This window comes from Methyloprofundus sp., from assembly GCF_965251085.1.
Taxonomy (GTDB): Bacteria; Pseudomonadota; Gammaproteobacteria; order Methylococcales; family Methylomonadaceae; genus Methyloprofundus.
The window spans coordinates 3,812,176-3,837,226 of record NZ_OZ252594.1; the positions used below are offsets into that span (position 1 = coordinate 3,812,176).

The following is a 25,051-nucleotide window of genomic DNA, read 5'->3' on the forward strand; positions in this document are numbered from 1 at the left end:
AAACTCCTTATTCTTCTCATTGCGTTACTTTGCAACGCCTGCACATCAAACAGACTGCTTATGCCTAAAGCTGACATTATTCAAAGCCAGAACGACAGCCGCCACTATGAGGCATTCACTCTGGACAATGGTTTAAAAGTACTTATTATCTCTGACCCGGAAACCAAAAAAGCCGCCGCATCCCTGGATGTCTTTGTCGGCAGCGCTAGTGACCCAGATGACCTCGCAGGACTCGCACATTTTCTAGAACATATGTTGTTTTTAGGCACTGAAAAATATCCCGATGCTGATGAGTACCAAAGCTTTATTGCTAAACATGGCGGCTCCAGAAACGCCTATACTGCACGCGAACACACCAACTATTTTTTTGATATAAAAAATGCTTCATTGGAACCTGCACTAGACCGTTTCAGTCAGTTTTTTACCGCGCCTTTATTTAATGCTGAATTTGTAGAACGGGAGAAAAATGCAGTCAACTCTGAATACCTCGGCAAAATTAAAACTGAAAATCGGCGTTATTTTGCGGGCCTGCAACAAGCATTTAACCCGCAAAGTCCTTACGCTAAATTTAGCGTTGGTAATCTGGAAACATTAGCCGACAGAGAAAATGACCTGGTACGTGATGACCTGTTAGCATTTTATGCAACGCATTATTCAGCGAATTTAATGACATTAGTGGTGCTCGCAAATGAACCATTGCCGGTTTTAAAACAATGGGTCACTGACAAATTTTCTGCGATTCCCAATCAGAAAACAGCAAACAAAGTATTCACCCAGCCATTTTTAACTGCAGCACAAATGGCACAGCAAATTAATATCAAATCGCTACAGGAAAAGCGTGAATTAAGCCTTATTTTTCCCTTGCCAGAAACTCAGTCTCATTATCTTGCCAAGCCCAGTGCTTATTTTCAGTCCTTACTTGGACATGAAGGCGAAGGGAGTATTCTTGCTCTGCTAAAAGAAAAAGGCTGGGCAGATGAACTCAGCTCATCCGCTGGTTTTAGCAATAATGCACAGGAATCCAGCTTGCACCTGGGTATTAATTTAACCCAGGCCGGATTGCAACATACCCATGAGATTATCGATATCGTCTTTCAATATATCAGGCTTTTACAAAACAATGATATTCAAGAATGGCTATGGCAAGAACAAAGCCAGATGGCGACCCTGCAATTTCGTTATCAAGAACAACATGATGCTAGTAGCACAGTAACCGGGCTGGCTCGCAACATACAATATTATGCCCCGGAAGATGTATTGCGCGGCCTCTATGTGATTGAGCAATTCAGACCTGACTTAAGCAAACAATTATTAAGCCAATTAACGCCTGATCGAGTCCTGATTGCTTTAAATACTCAAGACCTTGATACGGATAAAACCGAAGAATATTACCAGGTGGATTATAGCATTGCCAATATTGACCCAGAGCTACTCCACACCTGGTCACACTCGCCCATCAATCCAGCATTAGCTTTGCCCGCTGCCAACCCATTTATACCCGATGCATTACAGCTAAAAACGCCACAGGCCGGAATTAACCAAGATGCCCAGACTCACCCAAAATTAATACTGCAGGACAGCAGTATTAATGTTTGGCACCAGCTAGACACCAGCTTCAATGTTCCCCGCAGCAACTTGTTTATAGCGCTACAATCGCCTATTGCCACTCAAACTCCACGCAATAGCTTATTAACCGCACTGTTCACCGGCATTGTCAATAAACAACTCAACAGCTACGCATACCCCGCTCACCTGGCAGGATTAAATTATTCAGTTTATCCAACGGAGCGAGGCATTAGTATTGCTCTGTCTGGTTATGATCAAAAACAAACCGTCTTGTTAGAACGAATTATTGCTGCAATCAAAGCACCTGAGATAACAGAAAAGCGCTTTAATATTTTAACCGCACGGTTCAAACAAAAATTATCCAACGCACAAAAGCAACAACCCTTCCAGCAAATTCTCGCTGAACTTAAACGTACTTTGGTCGAACGGCGCTGGACAAATGAGCAAAAATTGACTGCTTTAGATAGCATAACGCGCCAGGATTTAGAGATTTTCGCTACGGATTTTCTAAAACAACTGCATGTCACGATGTTATTGCAGGGAAATAACACGGCTAGCGAAGCTAAAGATATTTCCGCCATGCTCAGCCAGCAAATGGGTTTAACAGCTGAAGCACCGCGAGTACCTAGTGCAGGCATTATTCAGTTGACAGAAAAATCCCTGAATGCACGTCGCTTAACGATTGATAATCATGATGCTGCCTTGGCACTGTATTTCCAGGCACCCGATAAAAGCATCCAGTCACAAGCAGAAGCACAGTTATTAGGGCGTATTATGTCTCCCCCATTCTTTGCCGATCTACGTACTCGCCAGCAACTAGGCTACAATTTGGGTGTTGCAGCCCTGCCTATGAAAGATATGCCAGGTATTATCTTTATTATGCAATCGCCTGTTATATCAGTACCTGAAATAGAAACTAGCTACCTTACTTTTATCAATTCCTATCTACAGGAATTAGAGGCAATGACAGAGCATGAACTGGAAAGCTATAAGGCCGGATTGATTACTCGCCTGCTGGAAAAAGATAAAAGCCTGAAAAAAAGAAGCTATAGAAACTGGCTGGAAATAGACCGAGAAAACACTGATTTCGATACTAAAGAGCGTATTGCTAAAGCGGTAGGTAAGATTGATAAGCAGCGCTTAATAGCCGTCTATAAAGACTGGCTGATAGATAAGCCACGCGAGTTACGCAGCTATGCATTAGGCAATCAATTCAGTAATGACGATTTTGCTAATCCAGAGCTGATTATCGATATCGACACTTTTAAACAAGGGCATAATAAACTTTAGCCACCTGGATTGGGTCTTTAACCCCGGAGACTAAACATAAGGCTAGACAGGCTGTAAAAGCAATCAATGACACTCAAAACAAGTCACACTTCGTAGATTAGAGAAAGCCGACAATCATTAGTTTAGGTGGCCTCGATTGTTGGGTTTCGTACTTCTACCCCAGCCACATAAGATACTTTCACAGTCTCTAAGGGACGGGTATTATTAAATTCTCGTTCCTTAGTGTTAGGAAATATTTCATTAATTGCTGTGATTGTGTTATTTTTACAAAATCGCTATAAACGAATACAACTTGTTAACCTAAAGGAAATAAAATGCTCTCTAAGAAAAGTATATCTGCTCCAATCCTCGCAACTTGTATTAGCCTTAACTCTGGAACTTTATTTGCCGCTGAAGAAAGTCTTTCCAGTGCTATGCCCATCTGGCCTTTTCTCGCGATTGTTGGATTTATCTTCATATTTAGAAAACAACTGAACTGTGTTCCCCCGCTCGAGGCACAAGAGGATCCGGCTCCAGTTATTACTCAAGAGCAGACCAATCCAGAGCCAGAAAATCCTACCCCTATAATTACCCAGGAACCAACCCCAGTTGAGCCAATAGAACTGGAGACTCCGGCTGCAGAAAAAAGCACCACAAGCACCGTTAACGAGAACATCATTGATTTAAAAGATAACAGCGGACAATGTCAGGGCAGTACCGCTAAAGGCACACGATGCAAACGCCAAACCACACTGGAAGATAGTTCGATAAATATTGCTGACAAAACCTATCTATTAACTGTCTGTAGACAACATAATAACAAACAGCTTAAGCCTTTTGCAGAACTGCTTAAGTAGTATTATTTAGGCTATGTACTCATTAAGTGTTGGCGACCACCTAAGTTATTGTTTTTTATGCGGGTCATAGTAAAATATAAATGCCCGCAATCATTGGCCTTTAGGTCTTACCAACAGCTAATGCAGACATAGCCATTATTTATGCTTCAGACTGGCTGGTAATCTGGAAGCTATATACCTGAAAGTTGCTGCGTTAAAGTAATGTAATCTATATTGTCTATCTTAACTATTGGGTATAGGTTGGTCATTATTGCCCCCCATAATTGACGCAGGGCTAAGAGGAATCACAACGGGTGATTGCATAAACACTAAACTAAGCCATTTAAAAGTGTCTTACTTAGTCGCTAAATACACCATTTTCATCTATGAGTTTATTATATGCGTCAACCTAGAAAAATCGATTGAACGCGGATTTATAGTGCAAGTCATTGAAATTAATATAACACTTTACAAATGATTTTTTAGCTTCACCCATAGGTTGACAGGGGGTTTCCTGCAAGCTCTGTGGAATCAATAGCTTGCGCTAGAAACCGTGAGCAACTGATTTTTCTAAGCTCAAGTTAATGACGTTTTATTAGCAATGAATTGAACCCTCTAAATAACAGGATTAACCATGACATCAAAGCAAAATAAAGCTGAGCAACAACGCATTGATGTGCAAAGCAATGCCTGGCGAAAATGGGGGCCTTACTTGGGCGAACGTCAATGGGGTACGGTACGCGAAGACTACAGTGACGATGGCGAAGCATGGGATCATTTCACTCATGATCAGGCGAGAAGTCGGGCCTATCGCTGGGGTGAAGATGGCATCGCTGGGTTTTGCGATAATAATCAACAACTGTGCCTCGGCCTTGCTGTCTGGAATGGTCAAGATCCCATATTAAAAGAGCGACTCTTTGGCTTAACCAATTCACAAGGTAACCATGGCGAGGATGTCAAAGAGCTTTATTACTATCTGGATGCGACGCCCAGCCATTCATACTTAAAAATGCTGTACAAATATCCACAGCAGGCTTTTCCCTATAATGAATTGATCGAGGAAAATAGCCGGCGTGGAAAAACCGATGCGGAATTTGAACTACTCGATACCGGGGTGTTTGAGAAAAACGAATATTTTGATGTTTTTGTCGAGTATGCCAAAGCAGATGCAGACGATATCCTGATGCGTATCACCGCTTATAATAGAGCGCCTCAGGCGGCACCTCTGCATATATTGCCGCAACTATGGTGCCGCAACACCTGGAGCTGGGGTTACGATGAAACGCGCCCCTCTTTATCCGCCAGTGCAGAACAAGTGATCAGCATAACTCATACTAAACTGGGCGATTACTACTGCTACCTTGATGGCGCACCTGAACTATTATTCTGCGATAATAATACCAACATACCCAAGTTATACGCTGAGGAAGCTAATGGCTATTTTAAAGATGCCTTTCATGAAGCCATTATTCATCAGCAATCAGCTGCTGTTAACCCGAACAAGCAAGGCACTAAGTCCTGTGCGCACTATACTTTTGATGTTCCTGCCAATGGTAAAGTCGAAGTACGTCTGCGCCTAAGTAACAACGCTAATAAACAAGCTTTTAGCGATTTTGATCAAATTTTTACCACCCGCCAGCAAGAAGCCGATGCCTTTTATGCCCAAATACAATCTGAATTAGCCGATGATGAAGCGCGCATGATTCAACGTCAGGCTTTTGCGGGTATGATCTGGAGCAAACAGTTTTATTATTACGACATCCCGCAATGGCAAAACGGTGATCCTGGGCAACCCAAGCCCTCCCCCAAACGGCGTAAGATCCGCAACTATAACTGGCAGCATTTAAACAACGCCGATATTATTTCCATGCCGGATAAATGGGAATACCCTTGGTATGCCTCATGGGATCTAGCCTTTCATTGCATAACACTCGCCATGATCGATCCGAGCTTTGCCAAAAGCCAGATCCTGCTAATGACCCGAGTCTGGTACATGCATCCCAACGGACAAATTCCAGCTTACGAATGGTCATTCGACGATGTTAACCCACCTGTGCATGCCTGGGCTGCCTGGGAAATTTACAAGGCAGAACGCGATGCAAATAATGGTCAGGGCGATCTTGAATTTCTGGAACGCTCGATGCATAAGCTGATAGTAAATTTTACCTGGTGGGTTAACCGCAAAGATGTAGATGATAATAACGTTTTCCAGGGCGGCTTTCTGGGGTTAGATAATATCGGGGTATTCGATCGTAGCGCGCCGCTACCGACTGGGGGGCATCTTGACCAGGCAGACGGTACCAGCTGGATGGCTATGTACAGCCTTAACCTGATGCGTATAGCACTGGAACTAGCCCTGCATAACGAATAAGGTTAGATTGTGATCGCGAAGCGAGCCACAATCTGAACCGTTTGTTGGACAAGCCCGGCACGATAGTAGGAATTCATTTAATGCGCTCTATGAAAATAGCTTTTTGTTGATCAGCCCGACTGATGAATCGAACCTCTGTTTTTACCTGTTTAACTGAACTTTGAGCGTTGTCCATTGCAGTCAACTCTCAAAGTCCAAGTATCGGAGCAAAATTCTGCCTTAATCTCCGATTTTAGCCCAAGCAACTCCCTCAGCATTTAATCCGCTGATAGCCTGGGTCGAAGTGTTTAAATTTACATAAGCGCTAGTGATTCCAATTGTTAAGTTGGCAAAGGCTGAAACATTATTTCCACCCTGGGTATTTGCCGACGCCCAACAACCATCGCCCCGCCACAACATTTGCAACTGAATGCCGGCCGTACTTTGAGTGCACGCAATATCTTCGTCGGGTCAAACTTTAGCAGGGAGTGAATCAACTTAATAACACCCTTGCTATTCGGATGTAAAAAGCCATAATTGCGCGCACGACGAAAGCCTTTAGGCAAAACATGTTGCAGCACCAGCCACAGAAATTTAGCCCCCGATACCGTTTTGGTTTGATAGCGTTTGGTTTTGCTGTCTTGATAACGGTAGGTTACTTTGCCATTTTGGCAGGATAAGATATCCTGTTCACGAATCACACCACGATACAGGTATCGACCCAGATATATCAATGCTTTATCGCCTGCACCGACAAACTTACAATCGACCACCCATTTTTCCGGAATAGCTGTGGGAAATGGCAACTTTTCTTCGTTCATACGCGCTAGCATCTTTGCACGAAATACTTTTGCTAGTGCTTTATGATGAAACAGGTATTTGCCTTCCTTAGTGCGCCAGAGCTTCTTGATTTTATCCACGATTGCCGCAGGCATAATGACATGAATATGCGGATGATAATTTAATTCGCGTGAGTGTGTATGTAAGACAGCAATCGCCCCGGCATCGCCTTGCAACTGCTTATCATTTTTACTAAAACTCTGTAAAGTCGCCCAGGCACAGTCAAACATCATACTGTAAAGTAACCGCGGATGCTGCCTGGCTAACGACCTTAACTGCGCAGGTAAGGTAAAGGTATTCATAAAATAATCAGCAGGGACTTGTTTTTGTACCTGTCGTTCAATCCATTGTTGACTCTCATGATGTTGACAATGCGGGCAGTTACGCTGGCCACAGGAATGAGGCACAAAGGTTTGATAGTCACAGTCTGCACAGTTAACCTGCATCACAGGACTCAGCTGTGTCCGACAGCTCTTCATGGCATGTAATGCACTGATCTGATTGGAGCGTAAACGAGATTGATACTCGCTTAAAAAGTCAGACTGAAATTGATCAATCACTGCAGCTAGGGTTATCATGAAATCTGCCCCCAGTGAATAGAAAAGTCATTGACTAACTGATTAATGTGCAGCTCTGCATTCTCATCGGTAATATCGGTCAAATGCGTATAGCGAGCCGTGGTTACTAAACTGGTATGGCCCAGAATCTTCTGCAACTCAACTAAATCAACCCCGGCTTCTAACAGGTGAGTGGCGTAACTGTGGCGCAGCGAGTGGCAGGAAATCTTTTTTTTAGTCCCATTTCTTGCGTCACAAGACGGATTGTCTTCTGGATGCCACCGCGATCAAGGGGGGATTCAGCAAGATGTGCACCTTTTAGACCCCGGGCACGGTTGGGAAATACCAGCACTGGATTTTTATGCACAGCCCAAAACTTACGCAACACCTTCAAGGTATTCACAGGCAAAGGCACAAGCCGATCCTTATTGCCTTTGGCATTGCGAATATGTACCCGCATGCGTGTCGCATCAATATCACCTACTTTCAGGCTTAAGCCCTCGCCCAAACGTAAACCTAGACTGTAAATCGTAAAATAAAAAACTCGATAGCTTAGATTACGGGTCGACATAAACAGTTGTTGTGCTTCAACCACAGTGACAATATCGGGTATACGCGTACATCGTGGTGGTTTAATCATTAGCACATCAACCCACGGCTTTTGTAGCACATGTGTATAGAAAAACTTGAGACCATAGAGATCTAGTTTCACGGCACTCCAGGAAAGGCGGCTTAAAAGAGCATGAAAATAATCCACCAGTTGATCTTGCGTTAAGTTATCCAGATGCCCCTGAAAGTGTTCCCCGATACGGCGAATAGCGCGTGAATAAGCGTCAATGGTTTTGGGTTGCAGTCCCTTAAGCTTTAAATGCTTACAGTGCTGGATATAATAATGGTTGAATTTAAGCTCTATCGATGGTGTCATAACAGTGTAACCTCATTATTGTTAGTTGGATGAGCTTACAAGTTACCTGTTATGCATATAACAGGCAATGAGGTTACACTTTAAATTTAAGGGATGCGCTGTTTTTCTCCGCGATAGCGGCTTCGTCCAACAAGGCTTATGACGATATCGCCACTAAATTCTTTGAGCACTTCTTATATATCGCGGCTGCTATGACCCATATTGGCGATAACGGTATCGGCCTGTGGAACGAAGAAGATAGCTTTTTCTACGATGTATTACGCTTTCCTAACGGCGAAATGACCCCGCTAAAAATCCGTTCGATGGTTGGCCTTATTCCGCTGTTTGCTGTTGAAATCATTGAGCCGGAAATACTGGAAAAACTACCGCACTTTAAATTACGCCTGAAATGGTTTTTAAATTACCGCCCTGACCTAGCTGGTTTAGTATCCTATTGGGAAACACCGGGGCGTGGCAAACGGCGCTTATTATCTCTTTTACGCGGGCACCGCATGAAGAAAATACTGCAGCGCATGTTAGATGAAAGTGAATTTTTATCCGACTACGGCATACGGTCCTTATCACGAGCCCACCATGAGGAACCTTATATTTTCGACTGCAATGGACATTCCATTACCGTAAAGTATGAACCTGGTGAATCCGAATCGGTCCTTTTTGGCGGTAACTCCAACTGGCGCGGCCCTGTGTGGTTTCCCGTTAATTATTTAATCATCACCTCACTACGACGCTTTGCCACTTATTATGTAAGCGCTCAATAGTCAGCGTACTTCACGGCAACTCAGGGAGATGGAAAGAAATAATCATCCAAACGAAGTAAGCTTGTGTCTCAATAATTTATAATAATGAATTCTGAATTTATTCTCACACTAGGCAGATAAGCTTGTTGATATTAACAGATAGCATTATAGGTTGGATTATAAATACAGCCCATCGTTTAAAAGGCTCGGTACGTCGTATATTCATGGCTGAAACGGTGGAGCTACTAGGCTCAGGTGGTGCAAGTATTGCTGAAGAAAAACTAGGATGGAATAGAGGCACTATCCGAAAAGGACAATATGAACTTGAAACTCAGCCCATAGAAGATAATTTTTCAGCGAGAGGGCGTAATAAAAGTGAAGAGCATTTTCCTCATCTACTTGATGACATAAAAAAAATTGCTGAACCGGAGTGTCAAACGGATCCCTCTTTTAATTCCTGTCGATTATATACCCGGCTAACGGCTAAAGAAGTTAGAAAACGTTTACTGGAGATTGATTATTACGATGAAAAAACATTACCTTGCTCAAAAACTATCAATACAAAATTAAATGACCTGAGTTACCATCCAAAAAAGGTACAAAAAACAAAGCCTCATAAGAAAATCAAGGAAACGGATGCAATTTTTGAACAAGTTCATTCAGTCAATGGAATGGCAGATATCAACCCAAAAGAGATTCGTATATCAATTGATGCCAAAGCAAGAATGAATATAGGAAATTTTTCACGGGGAGGACGAAATCGGGTTTTAACAAAAGCAGAGGATCATGATTTAGATGTTAAGGAAAAGTTAACTCCTTTTGGTTTTTATCTGCCTGAACATGATGATTTTTTCCTTTTCTTTACAGCAGGCTATGCCAGCAGTGATTTCATCGTTGACCGATTGGAAGAAATTTGGCCAGAAATTCAAGAAAAATATGGAGTAGATATTCTGACAATTAACGCTGACAATGGTATGGAGAACAGTAGCTCCAGAACTCAGTTTATAAAAAGGCTTGTGGAGTTTGCTGAAAAAAGCAACATAAAGATAAAACTGGCCTACTACCCTCCTTATCATAGTAAATATAACCCAATTGAACGAGTATGGGGAGCCTATGAAAATCATATTAGTGGCGACATAATGGATACAGTTGAAACAACTTTAAAATTTGCCAAAAGTATGACCTACAATGGCAAAGCACCTATTGTTAAATTAACAGAAAAAATATATGAAACAGGAGTAAAGGTAGGTAAAAAAGCAATGAAGACGTATTATCAGTTTGTTGACCGAATGCCATCGTTGGAGAAATGGTTTTTGACCATTTCTCCTGGTTGTTCTGGATGATTATTTCTTTCCATCTCCCTCAGATTAATGCCAAACTATCCCCATTGTTAAATACCACGGGGAATTTTAAATGGCAGCGTTAGAAAAAATACAGGCAAAGACTTTCTGGCCTATTCACATAGAGCACTGGCAGGCATCAGGCCAATCACAGGTAGCTTATTGTCGACAGCATGATTTATGTCCGCAAAAGTTAGGCTACTGGAAACGTAAATCGACTGTAAAGCCGACTACTTCCCCTACAGGGTTTACACGTATTCGGGTTGACGGGGATCGTTCATCTGCGCCAGTCCCAGGATTATCTTTGCAATTTAATGATGGTATTCGGTTGGAAGGTATTACGCAGGATACTATGCCGTGTATTCAACCACTGCTTGAGCTGTTGCGATGACGGTTGTTATGCGTCCCTCTCTGTCTTTGACAGAAGTGTATCTGTATCGGCAGCCCATTGATTTTCGTAAGTCACATCGGGGCTTATCGGCGATTGTTGAATGTGAGTTAGGGCATAATCCTTTTGAGGGGGCTCTCTATGCCTTTACGAATAAACGGCGGAATAAGATTAAATGCCTGTTTTGGGAAGATAATGGTTTTGTCCTTTATTACAAGTCATTGGTAGAAGAAACATTTAAGTGGCCTAAGGGTGAGGAAGAGACATTAACCTTAACAGGCCAGCAGTTAAACTGGCTGCTGGATGGCTTTGATATTAGCGCGATGAAAGGTCATAAAAAACTTCAATATGAGTCTGTTTTTTAGCTGTTTTTGTGTTCATTATTGCCACTATAAATGCTATAATAAAGCCATGATTTTAGCCGATATTTCAAATATAAAACAACAAGATAAAGCCGGTTCTTTGCTGTCGGAGAGTGTTGCTTTGTTGCTTGAAAAAAAACAGGCTATTGATGAACTGACGCGTGTGATTGAAGTTAAGTCTGGGGTGATTTCCGAACAGAAAAAACGCATCCTTATTCTGGAAGAGGTACTACGCTTATCTAAAATAAAACGCTTTGGATCATCCAGTGAACAATCTCATCAATCCTCTTTGTTTGATGAAGCAGAGAATGAAGCGGATAGCGATGAGGAGCTAGACCTGGAGGCTGATGAAGCACCTGAGGACGAAAAACAAACAAGTTCTACTGGCACCAAGAAAAAGCCGGGACGCAAACCCTTCTCAGATAAGTTACCTCGCGAGCAAATTTTTATTTATTTAACCGATGAAGAAAAAGAAGGTGCTATTGATACTTTCTTTACTAAAGTGAAAGAAGAGCTGGATATTATTCCTGCTAAAGTACGTGTTCTTGAATACATGCAGGAAAAAGCGGTCTTTATCAAACAGATTGAAGGCGAAAAACAACGCCAGGTTAAAGCCGCACAAATGCCCAGACACCCTATTGCCAGAGCAATGGGAAGCATCAGTTTAATGTGCTTTGTTATTATCGCCAAGTATGCTGACGGCTTACCTTTATATCGGCAAGAAGGCATCTTGTCTCGTTATGGGGGTGACATCTCCAGAGCGACATTAGCAAACTGGATGATCGCACTGGCTAAACAACTTCAGCCCCTGATTAACCTGATGCGAGAGCATCAACACACAGGGGCAGTCATACTCGCTGATGAAACGCGGGTTCAGGTATTAAAAGAACCGGGGCGGCCAGCGACCTCAGATAAATATATGTGGGTGACGCTTGGCGGGCCACCGGGTGAAAAAAGCATCCTGTTTGAATACGATCCCTCTCGTAGTGGAGACGTCCCCATGCGCCTGCTTGACGGCTTTAGTGGCTATCTGCAAACCGATGGCTATGCGGGGTACAATGCCGTGTGCCAAAAAAACAGCATCACCCAGCTGGTGTGCTGGGATCATGCGCGTCGTTATTTTAAAGATGCCCAGAATGCACAGCCTAAACGCAAAAAGGGACAAAATAACAAACCCTCAAAAGCAGGTAAAGCGCTGAGCCTGATCAATAAACTGTATGTCATTGAGCGAGAAATTAAAGACCTGTCAGTGGATGAAAAATATCAGCAGCGCCAGGAGAAGAGCATTCCTGTATTGAACCAGCTCAAAGCCTATCTGGAAGAAAACCAGCATAAAGTACCTAAAGATAGCCTGACAGGAAAGGCAATGACTTACCTGAGTAACCAGTGGGAAAAACTCAATGTGTATTGCACCCATGGTGAACTCAATATTAGCAACATCCTGGCAGAAAATGCGATTCGCCCGTTTGTGATAGGGCGCAAAGCCTGGTTATTTTCTGATACCCCTGCGGGTGCTCGTGCCAGTGCAATACATTACAGCCTGATAGAAACAGCTAAAGCAAATGGGCTGGAGCCTTATGCATATCTTAAGCAGGTTCTCACTGCTTTACCTTATGCTGATACGGTTGATAAAGTGGAGGCTTTGTTGCCCTGGAATATTAAAAAATCAGATACGCCTGAATAGGGCAAGTACGTGCTTCGTTGAGCGCTTACCTTATTATGGTGAAGACTTTAAAATTGAATACCCCACCGACTCAGGAAATTCCCTAAGTATCGCAGAAGTCGCCGATGAATTGGCGGCACGTCTAGCCAGCTTATTTCGCCGTGATGAATCAGGTCGTAGACCTGTGTTTGGCAATAATGAAAAGCTGCAAACCGACCCGCATTTCAAAGATTACCTGCTCTTCCATGAATATTTTCACGGCGACAATGGCCGTGGCGTAGGCGCTTCGCATCAAACTGGCTGGACTGGCCTAATTGCGAAACTATTATAAAAAGCTCCCCTCCCAATCCCCCTACTTATTTTAAGCTTTTGATTTTATAGGAAATATTGCAATTTGCACCAAACTAGCGTTAAATCATCAATCCAATAAAAATAATATAACGAGGAATACACTTGATGAAATTGTTAAAAAACGCGGCCGTAGCAACAACACTGGCGCTTTCTTTAGGCACTGTTTCTACTACAGCTAATGCAGTCTGTATGGGTATGGCATGCATGTATGCCAAGATGACACCACTGCAAGGAATTAATGCAACTATAATCCAGATTGATGCAGCAATAGAAGCGGTCGATGCCCATCATTCTGATCAAGCAATTATAGGAAACATTAAAGATGCCTTAAGGGTCAGTAAGGAAATCAATGCGAATGATAAAGTTGACCGTAATCGTCAGCGTGCTAATGGTTATTTGAAAAAAGCGCGCAAAGCTATAAAACAAGATGACTTTGAAACAGCAAAAGTAGAGCTAAAAGAAGCCAGAACACGTTTTGAAGGACTTAAAGGTATGCTTAACTTGACTCAAGCCGATAGAGCATCACAGCAGACGCATATGCTCAACCGTCTTACAAATACTAAAGATGACGCTGCGGGTGCCAAGTCACATTAATACTTCATTTATCTCGGTACTACTCTAAATACATACTCCTCCTTCTCTACAGATATAGGCGCTTGACGCATTCGTAGCAATGGAGGAGTTGTTATACCTCTTAGATTCAACTAATAAGTGCAATTCCTTTTTCTGGGACTGAAAAGGCCTGCTGATGTATAGTTCAGGCTTATTCAATCTGAGCAAAGATGAGCAAGCATATGAACCCATCCAAGCTGTTAACTTCTTAAAACCCGTTCCACGAGTTTAACCCAATAACTTGCGCCCACGGTTAAGATCTCGTCATTAAAATCATAGTGTGGATTATGTAATAGGCAGCCGCCATCCGAGGAACCATTTCCCAACCACACATAACAACCCGGTTTTTCCTGTAACATAAAGGCAAAATCTTCTGCACCCATACTCGGGACAGGCTGTAATTCTACTTTATCGACGCCTACCACGGCTTGTGCGACTGCAATTGCAATAGCAGTTTCTTCCGGCGTATTTCGGGTGACAGGGTATCCTGAATTTTCCGGGTTTATGTTAATTTTCGCTGTTAAATCAAAGCCCTGCGCCAGGGATTCGGTTATTTTTATCAATCTGGCTTGAATCAGCTGCTGAGTCGCTTGGGTAAAGCAGCGATAAGTGCCTCTTATCAGTACCGAGTCAGGAATCGCATTCCAGGTATTGCCACCATGAATCTGGGTAATGCTTAAAACTGCCGCATCGGCAGGATCAACATTTCTGCTGACTATCGTTTGTAATGCATTAATTATCTGCGCCGCAGCCACCAGAACATCATTGCCTTGGTGTGGCATGGCTGCATGTGACGCCTGCCCCGACAGCTCTATTTCAAAGCAATCAAAGGAGGCCATCATCGCCCCGCTCTTAATGGCAAAATGACCTTGCGGCGTATCAGGAAAGTTATGCAGACCAAATACGCTATCGGCCGGAAATAGATCAAATAACCCTTCATCAATCATTTGCTTAGCGCCAGCCCGACCTTCTTCAGCTGGTTGGAAAATAAAATAAACCGTACCGTCGAAATCAGTATGAGTCGCTAGATATTTTGCTGCGCCCAATAACATCGCCGAATGGCCATCGTGCCCACAGGCATGCATTTTTCCTGCATTTTGAGATTTATAACTAAGTTCATTTTTTTCCTGAATAAACAGTGCATCCATATCTGCACGTAAGGCAATTTTCTTATTGCTCGTACCATTGGATAAACTTGCTACCACACCCGTTATAGCTAGACCCTGATGAACTTCCAGGCCAAAACTGAGCAGCTTTTCACTGATAAACTGTGCCGTATTAAATTCTTCGTAAGCTGTTTCAGGGAATTGATGCAAATACTGACGCCATGCACACATTTCAGCCTGCATTGCTGAAATTTCTTTATAGATGCTCATTTATATTGCTGAAGAAAAGCTTAGTTCTAGCATTTTATTCCACTAATAAGTGACTGATGCCGGTTTCTGAATTGCTCTCATCACGGTTAATCTGCACATTGGTAGGATAGGCAAAAGATAATTCATTTTTTTCCAGAATTTCGGCAATTTTAAACATCACATCCTGCTTTACTTCTAACCAGTCTGCCCAATTGACGGTCTTAGAAAAACAGTAAATTAAAATATCTATGGAAAAATCATTGTAGCGGTCCATAAACACTAGCTGTGTAGATTTAATCCCGTGTAAATCCTCTAGCTTAACAAATTTTTTTCTTGCTTGAGTAGTGTGACTTTCCTTGGGGCTGGCAATACCTGGATGGTCCTGTAGCATATCCTTAATATCCTGCAAAGCCTGACGGATATCATCCATATTACTTTCATAGGTCACTCCGATATGCATTTTAATTCGCCGTCCTACTGATCGGCGATTCCAGTTGAGTACGCTGGCTGTTGATATCAATGAATTCGGCATGGTGATTAGCGCATTATCAAAAGTTCTAACGGTGGTACTTCGTAAACCAATTTCGACGACAGTGCCTTCTACCGAGCCGACTTTAATCCAGTCACCCATCTTATAAATGCGGTCAATCATGATATTTAAACCACCAAAGAAATTAGCCAGACTATCCTTAGCTGCCATCGCAAACGCTAGCCCCCCAATCCCTAGTGTGGAAATAATCGCGGTGATATTTATGCCGAAATGACTCAATAATAAGGTTAAAATAATTAAAAAAACCAAGCCTTTCAAGCCTTTTACCACCAGTATAATCAGCTCTTTGTTATATTCCTTATTACGTCTTGTCGCATGTTCAGAGTGAACAGCTGCAACGCTGTCAATAATATTAAACAATAAATAGATATACAGCCCTGCATAGATAATATAAACAAAGTAATCCAGGGTGATTTTAATTTCTGTCTTATAGAGCAAGGCGTTCATAGCCAGATCTATACCGAAAAAAAGCATGAGATATAAAAGGGGCTTGTGCATGCTGATAAACACCAGCTCAACATTTTCTATTTTGCCATCATCTAAAATAAATCGTTCTACCAACCGGTTACTCGTTTTGGAGACCAATGGAAAAGCAATTAAATTCAGGATCACAATACATAAGGAAATAATAATTCCCCCCATATCTATGCGTAAGGGAGCGATCTTAAAGTTTATATTTCTAAATATATCAAAACTATTAATGTATGAAATTAAGCTGATTAAAGACATCTTCTGAAAGAAACTGGTGGTAACAATCGTATCTGGATTAGCTAACACATACTCCAGAAAATCCAGATTCACCGCATAAATTTTTAATAAGTCTGCATGATTCTGGGCCAGATCTTGATAAATAGGGCTATCGCCTTGAATAGGCTCGGGCGTGGCTTTAATTTTTTGCTTAATTTGCTTAATTTTTTGTTTAGTGTCCCCGACTATGTCTTCTTCAGGCTTATAATTACGACTAGCATCGACCAAATAAACAACAAACTCTCCTATTGCCCGCTTGGTCATAATAAAGTCGATATCATACTGGTCGCGCTGAACTGCAACTGAATTTCCGCGTGAGCGATTAATACTTATCTTGGAGCGTAATAGCTTTAGTTCGTCATTATCTATACCGGCTACCTGATAATCGATAAAAGAGCCACGAATCACCAGCATCAGATGACGAAACAAGCTGCTTTTTTCCTGCAGCAAAATTTGTAGTTTTACGTCGTCATCATTGTTCGCAATTTCCTGATTAACTTCAGCCACGTCTTTAAACATAGATGAAATCGCAATATATTTATCTTCGCTTTCAGCTTTTAACTGCAAAGGCGCAAACAATAATATCGTCAATAAAAAAATGTTAATCAACTTGTTACCCATGGGTATTACATTCCTAATTTTCATTGGTTGGTACTTATACTTCGCGCGGTCACGAATAAATTTAGCCTTTTTTAAAATTTTGCGTAGCCCATTATCATACAAAAAATCAGTTACTCACGGTTTCTAGCACAAGCTCTTGATTCCACCGCACTTCCAAAAAATTCCCGCTTAACTGATTTTTCCAGGTTTATGGAGCATACGAAATGCGGGATATTCGAGGAACCCATTCCCGCATTCCATAACAACATGCGGGCTACGCCAGAACATTATTGATTTATAAATGTTTTTACAGTGGCTGAAGCTTGTAGATATTCAAATATATTCGTAACTACTCAGACAAGCTGAGTAGTTACAGCAAAATAAACACTGTAGGATGGGCAACGGTCTCCATCCGTGCCCATCAACGAAAACATGATGGGCACGTCGTACCTCCTTTGCCCATCCTACAAAAACGCTTGTTCCATCAGGGTATTTTTTATCAAATACCTGTTTTTCTGGTGCCTGGCTGGAAATATACAATCTAATTTCGTAACTATCAGATACGCTGAGTAGTTACATATATTCTTGCATAATGTGCGCAATTTAAAAACGGCTAATAATCTTCAGTTTTATCTGCCTGGTTATCTAGCAACTCTCTTAGGTAACGGAAGAGTAAACGCGAAGATTTAGGAGGCTTTTCGCTGATTGCTTCTTTTTTAGCATTGCGAATCAATTGGCGAATATGCTGCGCATCTGCTCCAGGACATTGCGCTAGAAATTGAGTTAATGCTTGTTTATCATCGGATAAAAGACGTGCACGCCATTGCTCCAGTTGATGTAATTCCCTTGTCGCGTGAGCGCTTTTAGCTTTTATTTTATCTAATTCTTGCTGTATCGGTTCAACATCGACTTTACGCATCAAGCCGTTAATAAATTTTAACTGGCGCTTCCTTGCACCTTTATTAGGCATTTTTGTCGCTGCTATAATCGCTGTAAAGATAGCATCAGGTAGCCCCAAACGTTCTATCTGAGCAGGTGGCAATTGAGTTATTTCTTCGCATAAGTCAGCTAAAGCCGAGATATCACGTTTAATCTGTGATTTATTGGGTCTTATCGCCCAGGTTTCTTCTTCCTCTAGCGGATCAAAAAATTCATTCATATCAAACCATCATAATTAAAAATATTACAAATAAGACTACGCCCGCTATGGGCACTAATGCTCCCATCCAGTCTTTTGGTGCTTCTTTACTACGCTGCAAAGTTGCTTTAATGCCAGGCCCCATCCAGAAAATTAGCCCCAGCACCATCACACCTAATAAAATACTTTCCCACATTTCCATTTGCATATTGCCCTCTGTTTTTTCTTTAATAATCGTAAATCAGCATGAACCATCGGGTACTAATTTTAATATTTACCATGAAGGACTTGAAGACCTCTCATTCTGCTCCTCATGACCTTCATAGTAATAAAATTTTTTCTCAAGGCAAAGTTATCGTATCGATATCATCTTCATACCCAGTAGGCTACAGGCAAGCGCCTCGGCTAAAAACTAATCAAATATATCCATTTGCTGGTAATAGTTTGTCTGTTTTTCCAATGTGGACAAGGTAATGCCCAATAACCTTATTTTATTCTGCCCTATACCATCCTGACGTAATAATTGCCTGAATACCGGAGTTGTCGCCAGTTGATTTTTTATCGGCTTATTAAATGTCATGCTGCGGGTAATTTGCTGGAAGTCATGATATTTTACTTTGATGGTCAAAGTTCGCGCATAGAGTTTTTTTGCCTGAACTTTATGCAAGGCTTTATCCAGTAACTCAGTTAGCTGCTGATAAATATCCTTACTTTGCAGCAGATCTTCGGCATAAGTAGTTTCGGTACCTATGGATTTACTTTCCCGGTCAACGCGAATCGGTCGCTCATCAATCCCGAGAGCAATATTAAAGAAAAATAACGCTGATTTACCAAAGTGTTGCTGTAACACTGGCAAAGAGAATTGCTTAAGGTCTGCGCCATTTTTTATACCTAGCTCGTGCATCTTCCGCTCAGTAACCTTACCCACGCCATGAAACTTGCCTATCGGTAACTGGGCAACAAAATCCAGCCCTTGTTGTGGTGTTATCAGATAGAGCCCATCAGGCTTATCCATATCAGAGGCTATTTTTGCAAAAAATTTATTATACGAAACACCTGCCGATGCAACCAGCCCCGTTTCAGACAAAATTTGTTGCTTTATTGCTTGAGCAATGCGGGTTGCTGACCCCTGGTAAAGTTCACTTTGACTAACATCCAGGTATGCCTCATCTAAAGATAGTGGCTCAACCAGCCTACTATATTGATAAAAAACCTGCCGAATTGCTGATGAAACTTGCTTATAAAGGGCTAAACGAGGTTTTACAAATATCGCCTGAGGGCACAGATTTAAGGCTCGGGAAGATGGCATAGCAGAGTGTATGCCATATTGTCTTGCTTCATAACTACAGGTAGCAACGACGCCCCTGCTATCAGGTGCGCCACCGACTATAATAGGTTTGTTCTGGTACTTCGGGTTATCTCGCTGCTCTACCGCGGCAAAAAATGCATCCATATCAATGTGAATGATTTTACGCAGTGGGTCAGACATAGACTAATCTTTGGTAACTATATCCTTATTACCTATCACTTCTTCAGTTAAATTCCAGTCGGAAAACGGAAAAGGTATTTGATCGGTATTAAAGGTCATAAATAACAAGATATGATACAAGTAAGCCGCTAATTTCTGACCAAAACCCAAAATATGCTGATTGGTATCGCCGGTAAATAAAGCTGAAGCAATTTGCAGTAATACGACTACCCATATCAAGGTACGTACAACACCCGCTATCACTGCAAAAACAAGAATAAACCCTATACGCTTCCAGGTACTTACTTGTTTAAGATTTGCATTTAAATGTTCTTCCATTACTGATTAACCTCTGTTCATTACATCACGTAAATCAAGTGCTGCCGCACTTGCTCTTGATACATAACTTGCCATAGCCAATGAATAGTTAGCAGAAATACCATAACCATCACCATTTAAGATAACCGGACTGGTAATCGGCGCCAAAGCATTTTCCATTTCATGAATCATGATTTCCACGGTATCCATTGCGCGTTTATCTTCCAAAATCAGCCTGAAATCCCATTTAATAGACTTTAATATATGCAGTAATGCCCAGCAAGAGCCTCGCGCCTGCCAAAATTCATCATCCAGTTGCATCCAGGTAGTCTGAGAAATCGCAGCTGATTTTTCCTGTGCAATATCATAGGCTTCATAGCGGTCAGTACTAGCCGACAGGCGCGTTGAAATACCACCCAGACGCTTGATAATAATCTCTATATATTGCCATAAGTTATCTGCCCGGGAATAAAAATGTCCCGGATTTTTATGTTGCGGATTTGCCAGACGCCTCATATAAGAGTGCAGTGCTGAAATCCCTTTTTCATATTCCGCTTCAGTAGACGGTAAAGCCCATGAATTACGTTCATAATAAAAATAAGGCTCAGCTCTAGCTAAGTCCGGGTCTTCTGCTGACTGTGATTGTGCCCGCGCCAGGTGATTTCTTAATGCAGAAGCGCCATCACGCAACATAATCAGCGCACCATATTCCCAACTAGGAATATTATCAAGCAGAATCCCAGGAACACCGACATCATTGGTAAGGTAGCCTCCCGGTTTATAGAGCAATGTTTCGGCTATATGCACTAAAGTATTCGCAAAGACATAGCCATCGGGAATCTCAGAAAAACCCTGCGCTTCCTGACGCGCCTTTGCCTCGGTCATGACATTGAAAGGTTTAGGTTCAATACTCCAATAGCCGGCCAATACGATTATAACAATAATCGCAAGTGCGCCAAGGACTCCCATAAGCCATGCAAATCCCTTCGATTCTGCTTCATGCGAAAAATCGCTGGCTGCCATTATATTATCCTATTCTAGTATCTTAGTGATGCCTGCAAACTCAGCAAAAAAACATTGACTGGCCTACAAAGACAAATGAACACTATAATAACATTTTTTCATAATAATAGGGATAGAGAAATCCCTTATTAAAATTAACTATTTGGTCTTCTTTGCTCGTGGATGAGCCTGGTCATAAACTTCCGCTAAATGTTGAAAATCTAAATGAGTATAAATTTGCGTAGTACTAATATTTTCATGCCCCAATAGCTCTTGTACAGCTCTTAAGTCCCGACTACTTTCCAGCAGGTGTGTGGCAAAAGAATGGCGTAGCATATGCGGGTGTACTGATTCGGGAATGCCTTTCTTAATACACCATTGTTTTAAACGTAACTGAATACTGCGATTACCTAAACGTTTACCTTTAGCACTGGTAAACAAAGCACGCTCATTATCATCCACAGACGGGCGTACTTTCAGCCATTTTTGTAATGCCTGTACGGCTTTCTTTCCAACAGGCAACAAGCGTGATTTCCCCCCTTTACCACTCAGCACCATAAGTTGCCGATCATGCATATCAACATCCGCCAGGTCTAATGAACTCAGTTCACTTAAACGCAGACCAGAGGAATAGAATAATTCAAACATGGCCACATCGCGTACCTCTAAAACTGAATTTGCGCCAGCATCCAGTAGCGCACAAACCTGATCGACATCTAATGTTTTAGGAAGTTTTCTGGCCTGTTTAGGGGCTTTGACATGTTGTGCCGGGTTATTATCTACCTGCCCGGTTTTCATCAAAAATAAAAACAAACCTCTTATTGCCGAAAGCTCTCGCTGCAGGCTTTTACTACTTAAACCTGCACGATGCCTTTCGGCTATATGCTTAAGAATATCTGCCGAACTCAATGTACTCCAGTCTTCACACTGTCGATCATCACAAAACAAGGCTAAATGTTTTAAATCCCTTTGATAATTCGTCAGGGTATGCGCAGAAACACGCCTTTCAACTTTTAACTGCTGTAAATAATCCAGTAATTGCTGCCTGGCTAGCGCTTGCATCTTTAGCTATTCTTCAACAAGGCCGCAAAGCGTGTGCCAATGATTTCACTCATCTGGGTTAAAAATAAATGCCCCATACTGTAATGAAAACGATCTTCTTCGCAACTACCTATGGCAACCAGTCCTTCAATTTCAGTATAAGCCATAGGAATAATCACACACGATTTGACTTCCAATGCATTTTCTCCAAACAGAAACCTGGCTTGTGCTAAAGTCGGATGACCGACATTAGCCTTATTGCTATTTAATTCATCCATAAAATGCGTCAACTCTTCACTTTCCGGGTCGACGAATAAACCAGCCAGTGCAGTCTTATGCTTATCTGCACTAATAATCTTTACGGCGAAAAAATCAGTTAAAAAGCATTCTGCCAAAACCACACTTAAATTCTCAATCGCAATATCCAGCGTATCTGCTTCCAGCACTGCCAGCGTTAGCTCATGCATTTTATTCGCGGAATTGTCGTTGTCTCTGGCAATTTCAATCAACCCATTTAACTGGGTTTCCATTTCGTGATGCCGGTTGCGAAATAACTCTAATTGCTTGGAAATCAATGACACCGCATCACCGCTAGGGTGCGGAATACTAATATGCTCTAATAAATCTAAATGCTCATGAAAAAATTCCGGATGTTGCTTTAAATAGTCCGCCACTTCCACATTATTCAATTCACTCATAACTCTATACTTCCTTCAAAAACACTGACTGCTGGCCCAGTCATAAAAACAGGATGATTACGCCCTTGCCAATGAATTTTAAGCGGCCCACCCGGCAATTCAACCAGCACATCATTTGCTAACACGCCTTGTTCTATGCCAATAACCACAGCGGCACAGGCTCCACTCCCGCAAGCTAACGTTTCCCCTGCGCCTCGTTCATACACACGTAATTTAATTTTATTGCGGTCTATAAGCTGCATAAATCCGATATTTGCTCTTTCTGGAAAACACACATGATTTTCCAAAGCTGCACCTACCTCTTCCACCTCAGCAAGTTTAACATCCATCACCTGCAATACAGCATGTGGATTACCCATAGACACCGCCCCAAAAGCTTTTTCTACATCGCCTACCTTTACTGTATAAAACTTTTCTTCTTGCTCAGTGTTAAGCGGTATAAGCGCTGGTTTATGTCGTGGCACACCCATATTAACGGTTATTAAACCATCGTCATCAAAGGTTAATAACAACTGCCCTGCATGGGTATCGACTAAGATATTATCTTTGTAAGATAATTTTTTATCTCTGATAAACCTTGCAAAACAACGTGCGCCATTGCCACATTGGGCAACCTCACTGCCATCGGCATTAAATATCCGATAGCGGAAATCTGCATCTGAATGCAATGCATACTCAACCATTAACAATTGATCACAACCCACACCAAAATGTCGATCTGCTATAAAGCGGATCTTCTCTGCGGTTAAATCAATCTGCTGCCGAATTGCATCAATGACCACAAAGTCATTGCCCAAGCCATGCATTTTTGTAAACTCAATTAACATTAACGACGTCCATAAATCTTAAGCAATGTAGGGCGCTGCTTTAGCCCCTCAGTATTCAGCGTTTTGGGCCAGGCGGGCTGAAGCCGCGCCCTACAAAGTCCGCTCTACAATAAATGCTCGCCAGCCCATAACTGCGCAATGCTTTCACGCTCTCTGATTAAGTGCATGCTTGCCCCATCAACCATAACCTCTGCCGCTCTGGGACGTGAATTATAATTCGAGCTCATAGTAAAGCCATAAGCCCCCGAAGAGCGAATGGCTAACAAATCACTCTGCCTTAGAGCTAGAATACGATCTTTACCTAAAAAATCTCCCGTTTCACATACCGGCCCAACGATGTCCCATTGTTTTTCTTCTGCTCTGCTGCCCAATTGCACAGGAATAATTGCCTGCCAGGAACTATATAAAGAGGGGCGCACTAGGTCATTCATTGCGGCATCGACTATGGCAAAATTCTTATATTCAGTGGGTTTTAAATACTCGACTTTTGTCACTAGAATACCCGCATTTCCTGCAATTGCACGCCCAGGCTCGAGTAAAATCTCCAGTTCATTTTGGCCTAACTCCTGTAAAAGAGCGCCAACATATTCAGCAGGTTCCGGCGGTGTTTCATCGTTATAACAAATACCTAAACCCCCGCCCAGATCTAAATGATGCAAGACAATTCCTTCCGACTTTAAAGCTGTCACTATTTTCAGAACGCGCTCCAGAGCATCCAGAAATGGACGCGTTTCAGTTAATTGCGAGCCTATATGACAATCAATACCGACAATTTTAATATGTTGCATGGCGGCAGCCCGGCGGTATTCATCAAGCGCGCCTGCTATATTGATACCAAATTTATTTTCTTTCAATCCTGTGGAGATATAGGGATGCGTTTTCGCATCCACGTCCGGATTTACTCGAAAAGATACCGGTGCAATCACGCCTAACTCGCCGGCTATCTGGTTAATTCTATCCAGCTCGCCTTTAACTTCAATATTAAAGCAGCGAATACCCACTTTCAACGCGGCTCTGATCTCATCTTCGCGCTTGCCCACGCCTGAAAAAACCACTTTTTTCGGGTCACCTTTTGCGACTAGTACGCGCTCTAATTCACCCAGGGAGACAATATCAAAACCCGAGCCTAATCGCGCTAAAGTATTTAGGATAGCAATATTAGAATTTGCTTTAACCGCATAACAAATCAAATGTGCCTGCTCGCCAAAAGCTGAATCAAATGCATGCCAATGACGCTCCAGAGTTGCTTTGGAATAAATATAACAAGGTGAACCGTATTTTGTAACAACATCCTCTATAGCAACATCTTCTGCAAAAAGTCTCTGTTCACGGTAATTAAAATAATCCATTAATTTACCCCTGCTTCTTGCTTGCTGTTATCAATCGTTTGCTCATCAATGGATTCGTTTTCTATAGGCATAAATAAAGGCCCCTGCTGGCCACATGCGTTTAATACAACGCTAAATAAAATAACAATAAGGAGTCGCGGACTAGTCATAGAATCAAGTATA

23 protein-coding genes and 1 pseudogene are annotated in these 25,051 nt (G+C 42.1%); 10 read left to right on the forward strand and 14 right to left on the reverse strand.

Annotated elements, in window-relative coordinates; translation table 11 throughout:
• The first annotated feature begins 60 nt into the window (after positions 1-60).
• The 3 genes from ACQY3F_RS17985 (at position 61) to ACQY3F_RS17995 (ending at position 6,042) form a co-directional block, all read left to right on the forward strand.
• Positions 61-2,856: an insulinase family protein gene (locus ACQY3F_RS17985; RefSeq protein WP_428356362.1), complete on the forward strand. Its 2,796-nt coding sequence runs from the start codon at positions 61-63 to the stop codon at positions 2,854-2,856.
• A gap of 314 nt (positions 2,857-3,170) precedes the next feature.
• Positions 3,171-3,692 (forward strand): hypothetical protein, encoded by a 522-nt coding sequence (locus tag ACQY3F_RS17990; RefSeq protein WP_428356363.1) that lies wholly within the window; start codon positions 3,171-3,173, stop codon positions 3,690-3,692.
• Positions 3,693-4,305: 613 nt separating this feature from the next.
• Entirely contained in the window at positions 4,306-6,042 is a 1,737-nt protein-coding gene (locus ACQY3F_RS17995; protein ID WP_428356364.1) for an MGH1-like glycoside hydrolase domain-containing protein, read from the forward strand.
• Positions 6,043-6,362: 320 nt separating this feature from the next.
• Here ACQY3F_RS17995 and ACQY3F_RS18000 read toward each other — a convergent pair whose 3' ends face one another.
• The gene (locus ACQY3F_RS18000; RefSeq protein ID WP_428352924.1) at positions 6,363-7,439 is read right to left on the reverse strand and encodes an IS91 family transposase; all 1,077 of its coding nucleotides are present in this window, start codon (positions 7,437-7,439) and stop codon (positions 6,363-6,365) included.
• A pseudogene (locus ACQY3F_RS18005) lies at positions 7,436-8,343 on the reverse strand (tyrosine-type recombinase/integrase). The gene ACQY3F_RS18000 and the pseudogene ACQY3F_RS18005 overlap by 4 nt, the downstream one beginning before the upstream one ends.
• A gap of 191 nt (positions 8,344-8,534) precedes the next feature.
• Between ACQY3F_RS18005 and ACQY3F_RS18010 the strand changes: the two are divergent.
• From ACQY3F_RS18010 to ACQY3F_RS18040, 7 genes are all read left to right on the forward strand, one after another.
• Positions 8,535-9,101, forward strand: coding sequence for an MGH1-like glycoside hydrolase domain-containing protein (locus ACQY3F_RS18010; protein ID WP_428356366.1), 567 nt, complete (start codon positions 8,535-8,537; stop codon positions 9,099-9,101).
• A 125-nt stretch (positions 9,102-9,226) separates the two neighbouring features.
• Positions 9,227-10,423 carry an ISAzo13 family transposase gene (locus ACQY3F_RS18015; RefSeq protein ID WP_428352931.1) on the forward strand — a complete coding sequence of 399 codons (1,197 nt, stop codon included), beginning with the start codon at positions 9,227-9,229 and terminating at the stop codon, positions 10,421-10,423.
• A 70-nt stretch (positions 10,424-10,493) separates the two neighbouring features.
• Complete coding sequence (tnpA, locus tag ACQY3F_RS18020; RefSeq protein ID WP_428352923.1) at positions 10,494-10,811, forward strand: IS66 family insertion sequence element accessory protein TnpA; 318 nt, start codon at positions 10,494-10,496, stop codon at positions 10,809-10,811.
• A complete protein-coding gene (gene tnpB, locus ACQY3F_RS18025) occupies positions 10,808-11,173 on the forward strand; it encodes an IS66 family insertion sequence element accessory protein TnpB (RefSeq protein ID WP_428353231.1) in 366 nt (121 codons plus the stop codon). The genes tnpA and tnpB overlap by 4 nt, the downstream gene beginning before the upstream one ends.
• Positions 11,174-11,219: 46 nt before the next feature.
• The gene (tnpC, locus tag ACQY3F_RS18030; RefSeq protein WP_428355813.1) at positions 11,220-12,854 is read left to right on the forward strand and encodes an IS66 family transposase; all 1,635 of its coding nucleotides are present in this window, start codon (positions 11,220-11,222) and stop codon (positions 12,852-12,854) included.
• A gap of 109 nt (positions 12,855-12,963) precedes the next feature.
• Positions 12,964-13,164, forward strand: coding sequence for a hypothetical protein (locus ACQY3F_RS18035; protein WP_428356367.1), 201 nt, complete (start codon positions 12,964-12,966; stop codon positions 13,162-13,164).
• A gap of 125 nt (positions 13,165-13,289) precedes the next feature.
• On the forward strand, positions 13,290-13,778 hold the full coding sequence (locus ACQY3F_RS18040; RefSeq protein ID WP_428356369.1) for a hypothetical protein: 489 nt from the start codon (positions 13,290-13,292) through the stop codon (positions 13,776-13,778).
• A 218-nt stretch (positions 13,779-13,996) separates the two neighbouring features.
• On the opposite strand, the gene ACQY3F_RS18045 is transcribed toward ACQY3F_RS18040, so the two are convergent.
• The 12 genes from ACQY3F_RS18045 to lptM all read right to left on the reverse strand — a co-directional run bounded on the left by ACQY3F_RS18045 (position 13,997) and on the right by lptM (position 25,038).
• Entirely contained in the window at positions 13,997-15,172 is a 1,176-nt protein-coding gene (locus ACQY3F_RS18045) for a M20 aminoacylase family protein (RefSeq protein ID WP_428356370.1), read from the reverse strand.
• 34 nt (positions 15,173-15,206) lie between these two features.
• Positions 15,207-17,057, reverse strand: a complete 1,851-nt coding sequence (locus tag ACQY3F_RS18050; protein ID WP_428356371.1) for a mechanosensitive ion channel family protein — start codon at positions 17,055-17,057, stop codon at positions 15,207-15,209.
• 604 nt (positions 17,058-17,661) lie between these two features.
• Entirely contained in the window at positions 17,662-18,207 is a 546-nt protein-coding gene (yjgA, locus tag ACQY3F_RS18055; protein WP_428356373.1) for a ribosome biogenesis factor YjgA, read from the reverse strand.
• 1 nt (position 18,208) lies between these two features.
• A complete protein-coding gene (locus ACQY3F_RS18060; protein ID WP_428356374.1) occupies positions 18,209-18,394 on the reverse strand; it encodes a hypothetical protein in 186 nt (61 codons plus the stop codon).
• 204 nt (positions 18,395-18,598) lie between these two features.
• Complete coding sequence (dinB, locus tag ACQY3F_RS18065) at positions 18,599-19,675, reverse strand: DNA polymerase IV (protein ID WP_428356375.1); 1,077 nt, start codon at positions 19,673-19,675, stop codon at positions 18,599-18,601.
• Between the two features lie 3 nt (positions 19,676-19,678).
• Positions 19,679-19,993, reverse strand: a complete 315-nt coding sequence (locus tag ACQY3F_RS18070) for a DUF4389 domain-containing protein (protein WP_428356376.1) — start codon at positions 19,991-19,993, stop codon at positions 19,679-19,681.
• Between the two features lie 6 nt (positions 19,994-19,999).
• Positions 20,000-20,995 carry a DUF2333 family protein gene (locus tag ACQY3F_RS18075; protein ID WP_428356377.1) on the reverse strand — a complete coding sequence of 332 codons (996 nt, stop codon included), beginning with the start codon at positions 20,993-20,995 and terminating at the stop codon, positions 20,000-20,002.
• A gap of 138 nt (positions 20,996-21,133) precedes the next feature.
• The gene (xerC, locus tag ACQY3F_RS18080; RefSeq protein WP_428356379.1) at positions 21,134-22,036 is read right to left on the reverse strand and encodes a tyrosine recombinase XerC; all 903 of its coding nucleotides are present in this window, start codon (positions 22,034-22,036) and stop codon (positions 21,134-21,136) included.
• A gap of 2 nt (positions 22,037-22,038) precedes the next feature.
• Positions 22,039-22,713: a DUF484 family protein gene (locus tag ACQY3F_RS18085; RefSeq protein WP_428356381.1), complete on the reverse strand. Its 675-nt coding sequence runs from the start codon at positions 22,711-22,713 to the stop codon at positions 22,039-22,041.
• Positions 22,710-23,540, reverse strand: a complete 831-nt coding sequence (gene dapF / locus ACQY3F_RS18090; RefSeq protein ID WP_428356383.1) for a diaminopimelate epimerase — start codon at positions 23,538-23,540, stop codon at positions 22,710-22,712. The genes ACQY3F_RS18085 and dapF overlap by 4 nt, the downstream gene beginning before the upstream one ends.
• Before the next feature lie 104 nt (positions 23,541-23,644).
• Positions 23,645-24,889, reverse strand: coding sequence for a diaminopimelate decarboxylase (gene lysA / locus ACQY3F_RS18095; RefSeq protein ID WP_428356384.1), 1,245 nt, complete (start codon positions 24,887-24,889; stop codon positions 23,645-23,647).
• A complete protein-coding gene (gene lptM, locus ACQY3F_RS18100; RefSeq protein ID WP_428356386.1) occupies positions 24,889-25,038 on the reverse strand; it encodes an LPS translocon maturation chaperone LptM in 150 nt (49 codons plus the stop codon). The genes lysA and lptM overlap by 1 nt, the downstream gene beginning before the upstream one ends.
• Positions 25,039-25,051 lie beyond the last annotated feature (13 nt).

Coding starts and splice junctions, on each gene's coding strand:
- ACQY3F_RS17985 (WP_428356362.1), top strand. CDS start 61: ATGCCTAAAGCTGACATTATTCAAAGCCAGAACGACAGCCGCCACTAT.
- ACQY3F_RS17990 (WP_428356363.1), top strand. CDS start 3,171: ATGCTCTCTAAGAAAAGTATATCTGCTCCAATCCTCGCAACTTGTATT.
- ACQY3F_RS17995 (WP_428356364.1), top strand. CDS start 4,306: ATGACATCAAAGCAAAATAAAGCTGAGCAACAACGCATTGATGTGCAA.
- ACQY3F_RS18000 (WP_428352924.1), bottom strand. CDS start 7,439: ATGATAACCCTAGCTGCAGTGATTGATCAATTTCAGTCTGACTTTTTA.
- ACQY3F_RS18010 (WP_428356366.1), top strand. CDS start 8,535: ATGACCCATATTGGCGATAACGGTATCGGCCTGTGGAACGAAGAAGAT.
- tnpA (WP_428352923.1), top strand. CDS start 10,494: ATGGCAGCGTTAGAAAAAATACAGGCAAAGACTTTCTGGCCTATTCAC.
- tnpB (WP_428353231.1), top strand. CDS start 10,808: ATGACGGTTGTTATGCGTCCCTCTCTGTCTTTGACAGAAGTGTATCTG.
- tnpC (WP_428355813.1), top strand. CDS start 11,220: ATGATTTTAGCCGATATTTCAAATATAAAACAACAAGATAAAGCCGGT.
- ACQY3F_RS18040 (WP_428356369.1), top strand. CDS start 13,290: ATGAAATTGTTAAAAAACGCGGCCGTAGCAACAACACTGGCGCTTTCT.
- ACQY3F_RS18045 (WP_428356370.1), bottom strand. CDS start 15,172: ATGAGCATCTATAAAGAAATTTCAGCAATGCAGGCTGAAATGTGTGCA.
- yjgA (WP_428356373.1), bottom strand. CDS start 18,207: ATGAATGAATTTTTTGATCCGCTAGAGGAAGAAGAAACCTGGGCGATA.
- ACQY3F_RS18060 (WP_428356374.1), bottom strand. CDS start 18,394: ATGCAAATGGAAATGTGGGAAAGTATTTTATTAGGTGTGATGGTGCTG.
- dinB (WP_428356375.1), bottom strand. CDS start 19,675: ATGTCTGACCCACTGCGTAAAATCATTCACATTGATATGGATGCATTT.
- ACQY3F_RS18070 (WP_428356376.1), bottom strand. CDS start 19,993: ATGGAAGAACATTTAAATGCAAATCTTAAACAAGTAAGTACCTGGAAG.
- ACQY3F_RS18075 (WP_428356377.1), bottom strand. CDS start 20,995: ATGGCAGCCAGCGATTTTTCGCATGAAGCAGAATCGAAGGGATTTGCA.
- xerC (WP_428356379.1), bottom strand. CDS start 22,036: ATGCAAGCGCTAGCCAGGCAGCAATTACTGGATTATTTACAGCAGTTA.
- ACQY3F_RS18085 (WP_428356381.1), bottom strand. CDS start 22,713: ATGAGTGAATTGAATAATGTGGAAGTGGCGGACTATTTAAAGCAACAT.
- dapF (WP_428356383.1), bottom strand. CDS start 23,540: ATGTTAATTGAGTTTACAAAAATGCATGGCTTGGGCAATGACTTTGTG.
- lysA (WP_428356384.1), bottom strand. CDS start 24,889: ATGGATTATTTTAATTACCGTGAACAGAGACTTTTTGCAGAAGATGTT.
- lptM (WP_428356386.1), bottom strand. CDS start 25,038: ATGACTAGTCCGCGACTCCTTATTGTTATTTTATTTAGCGTTGTATTA.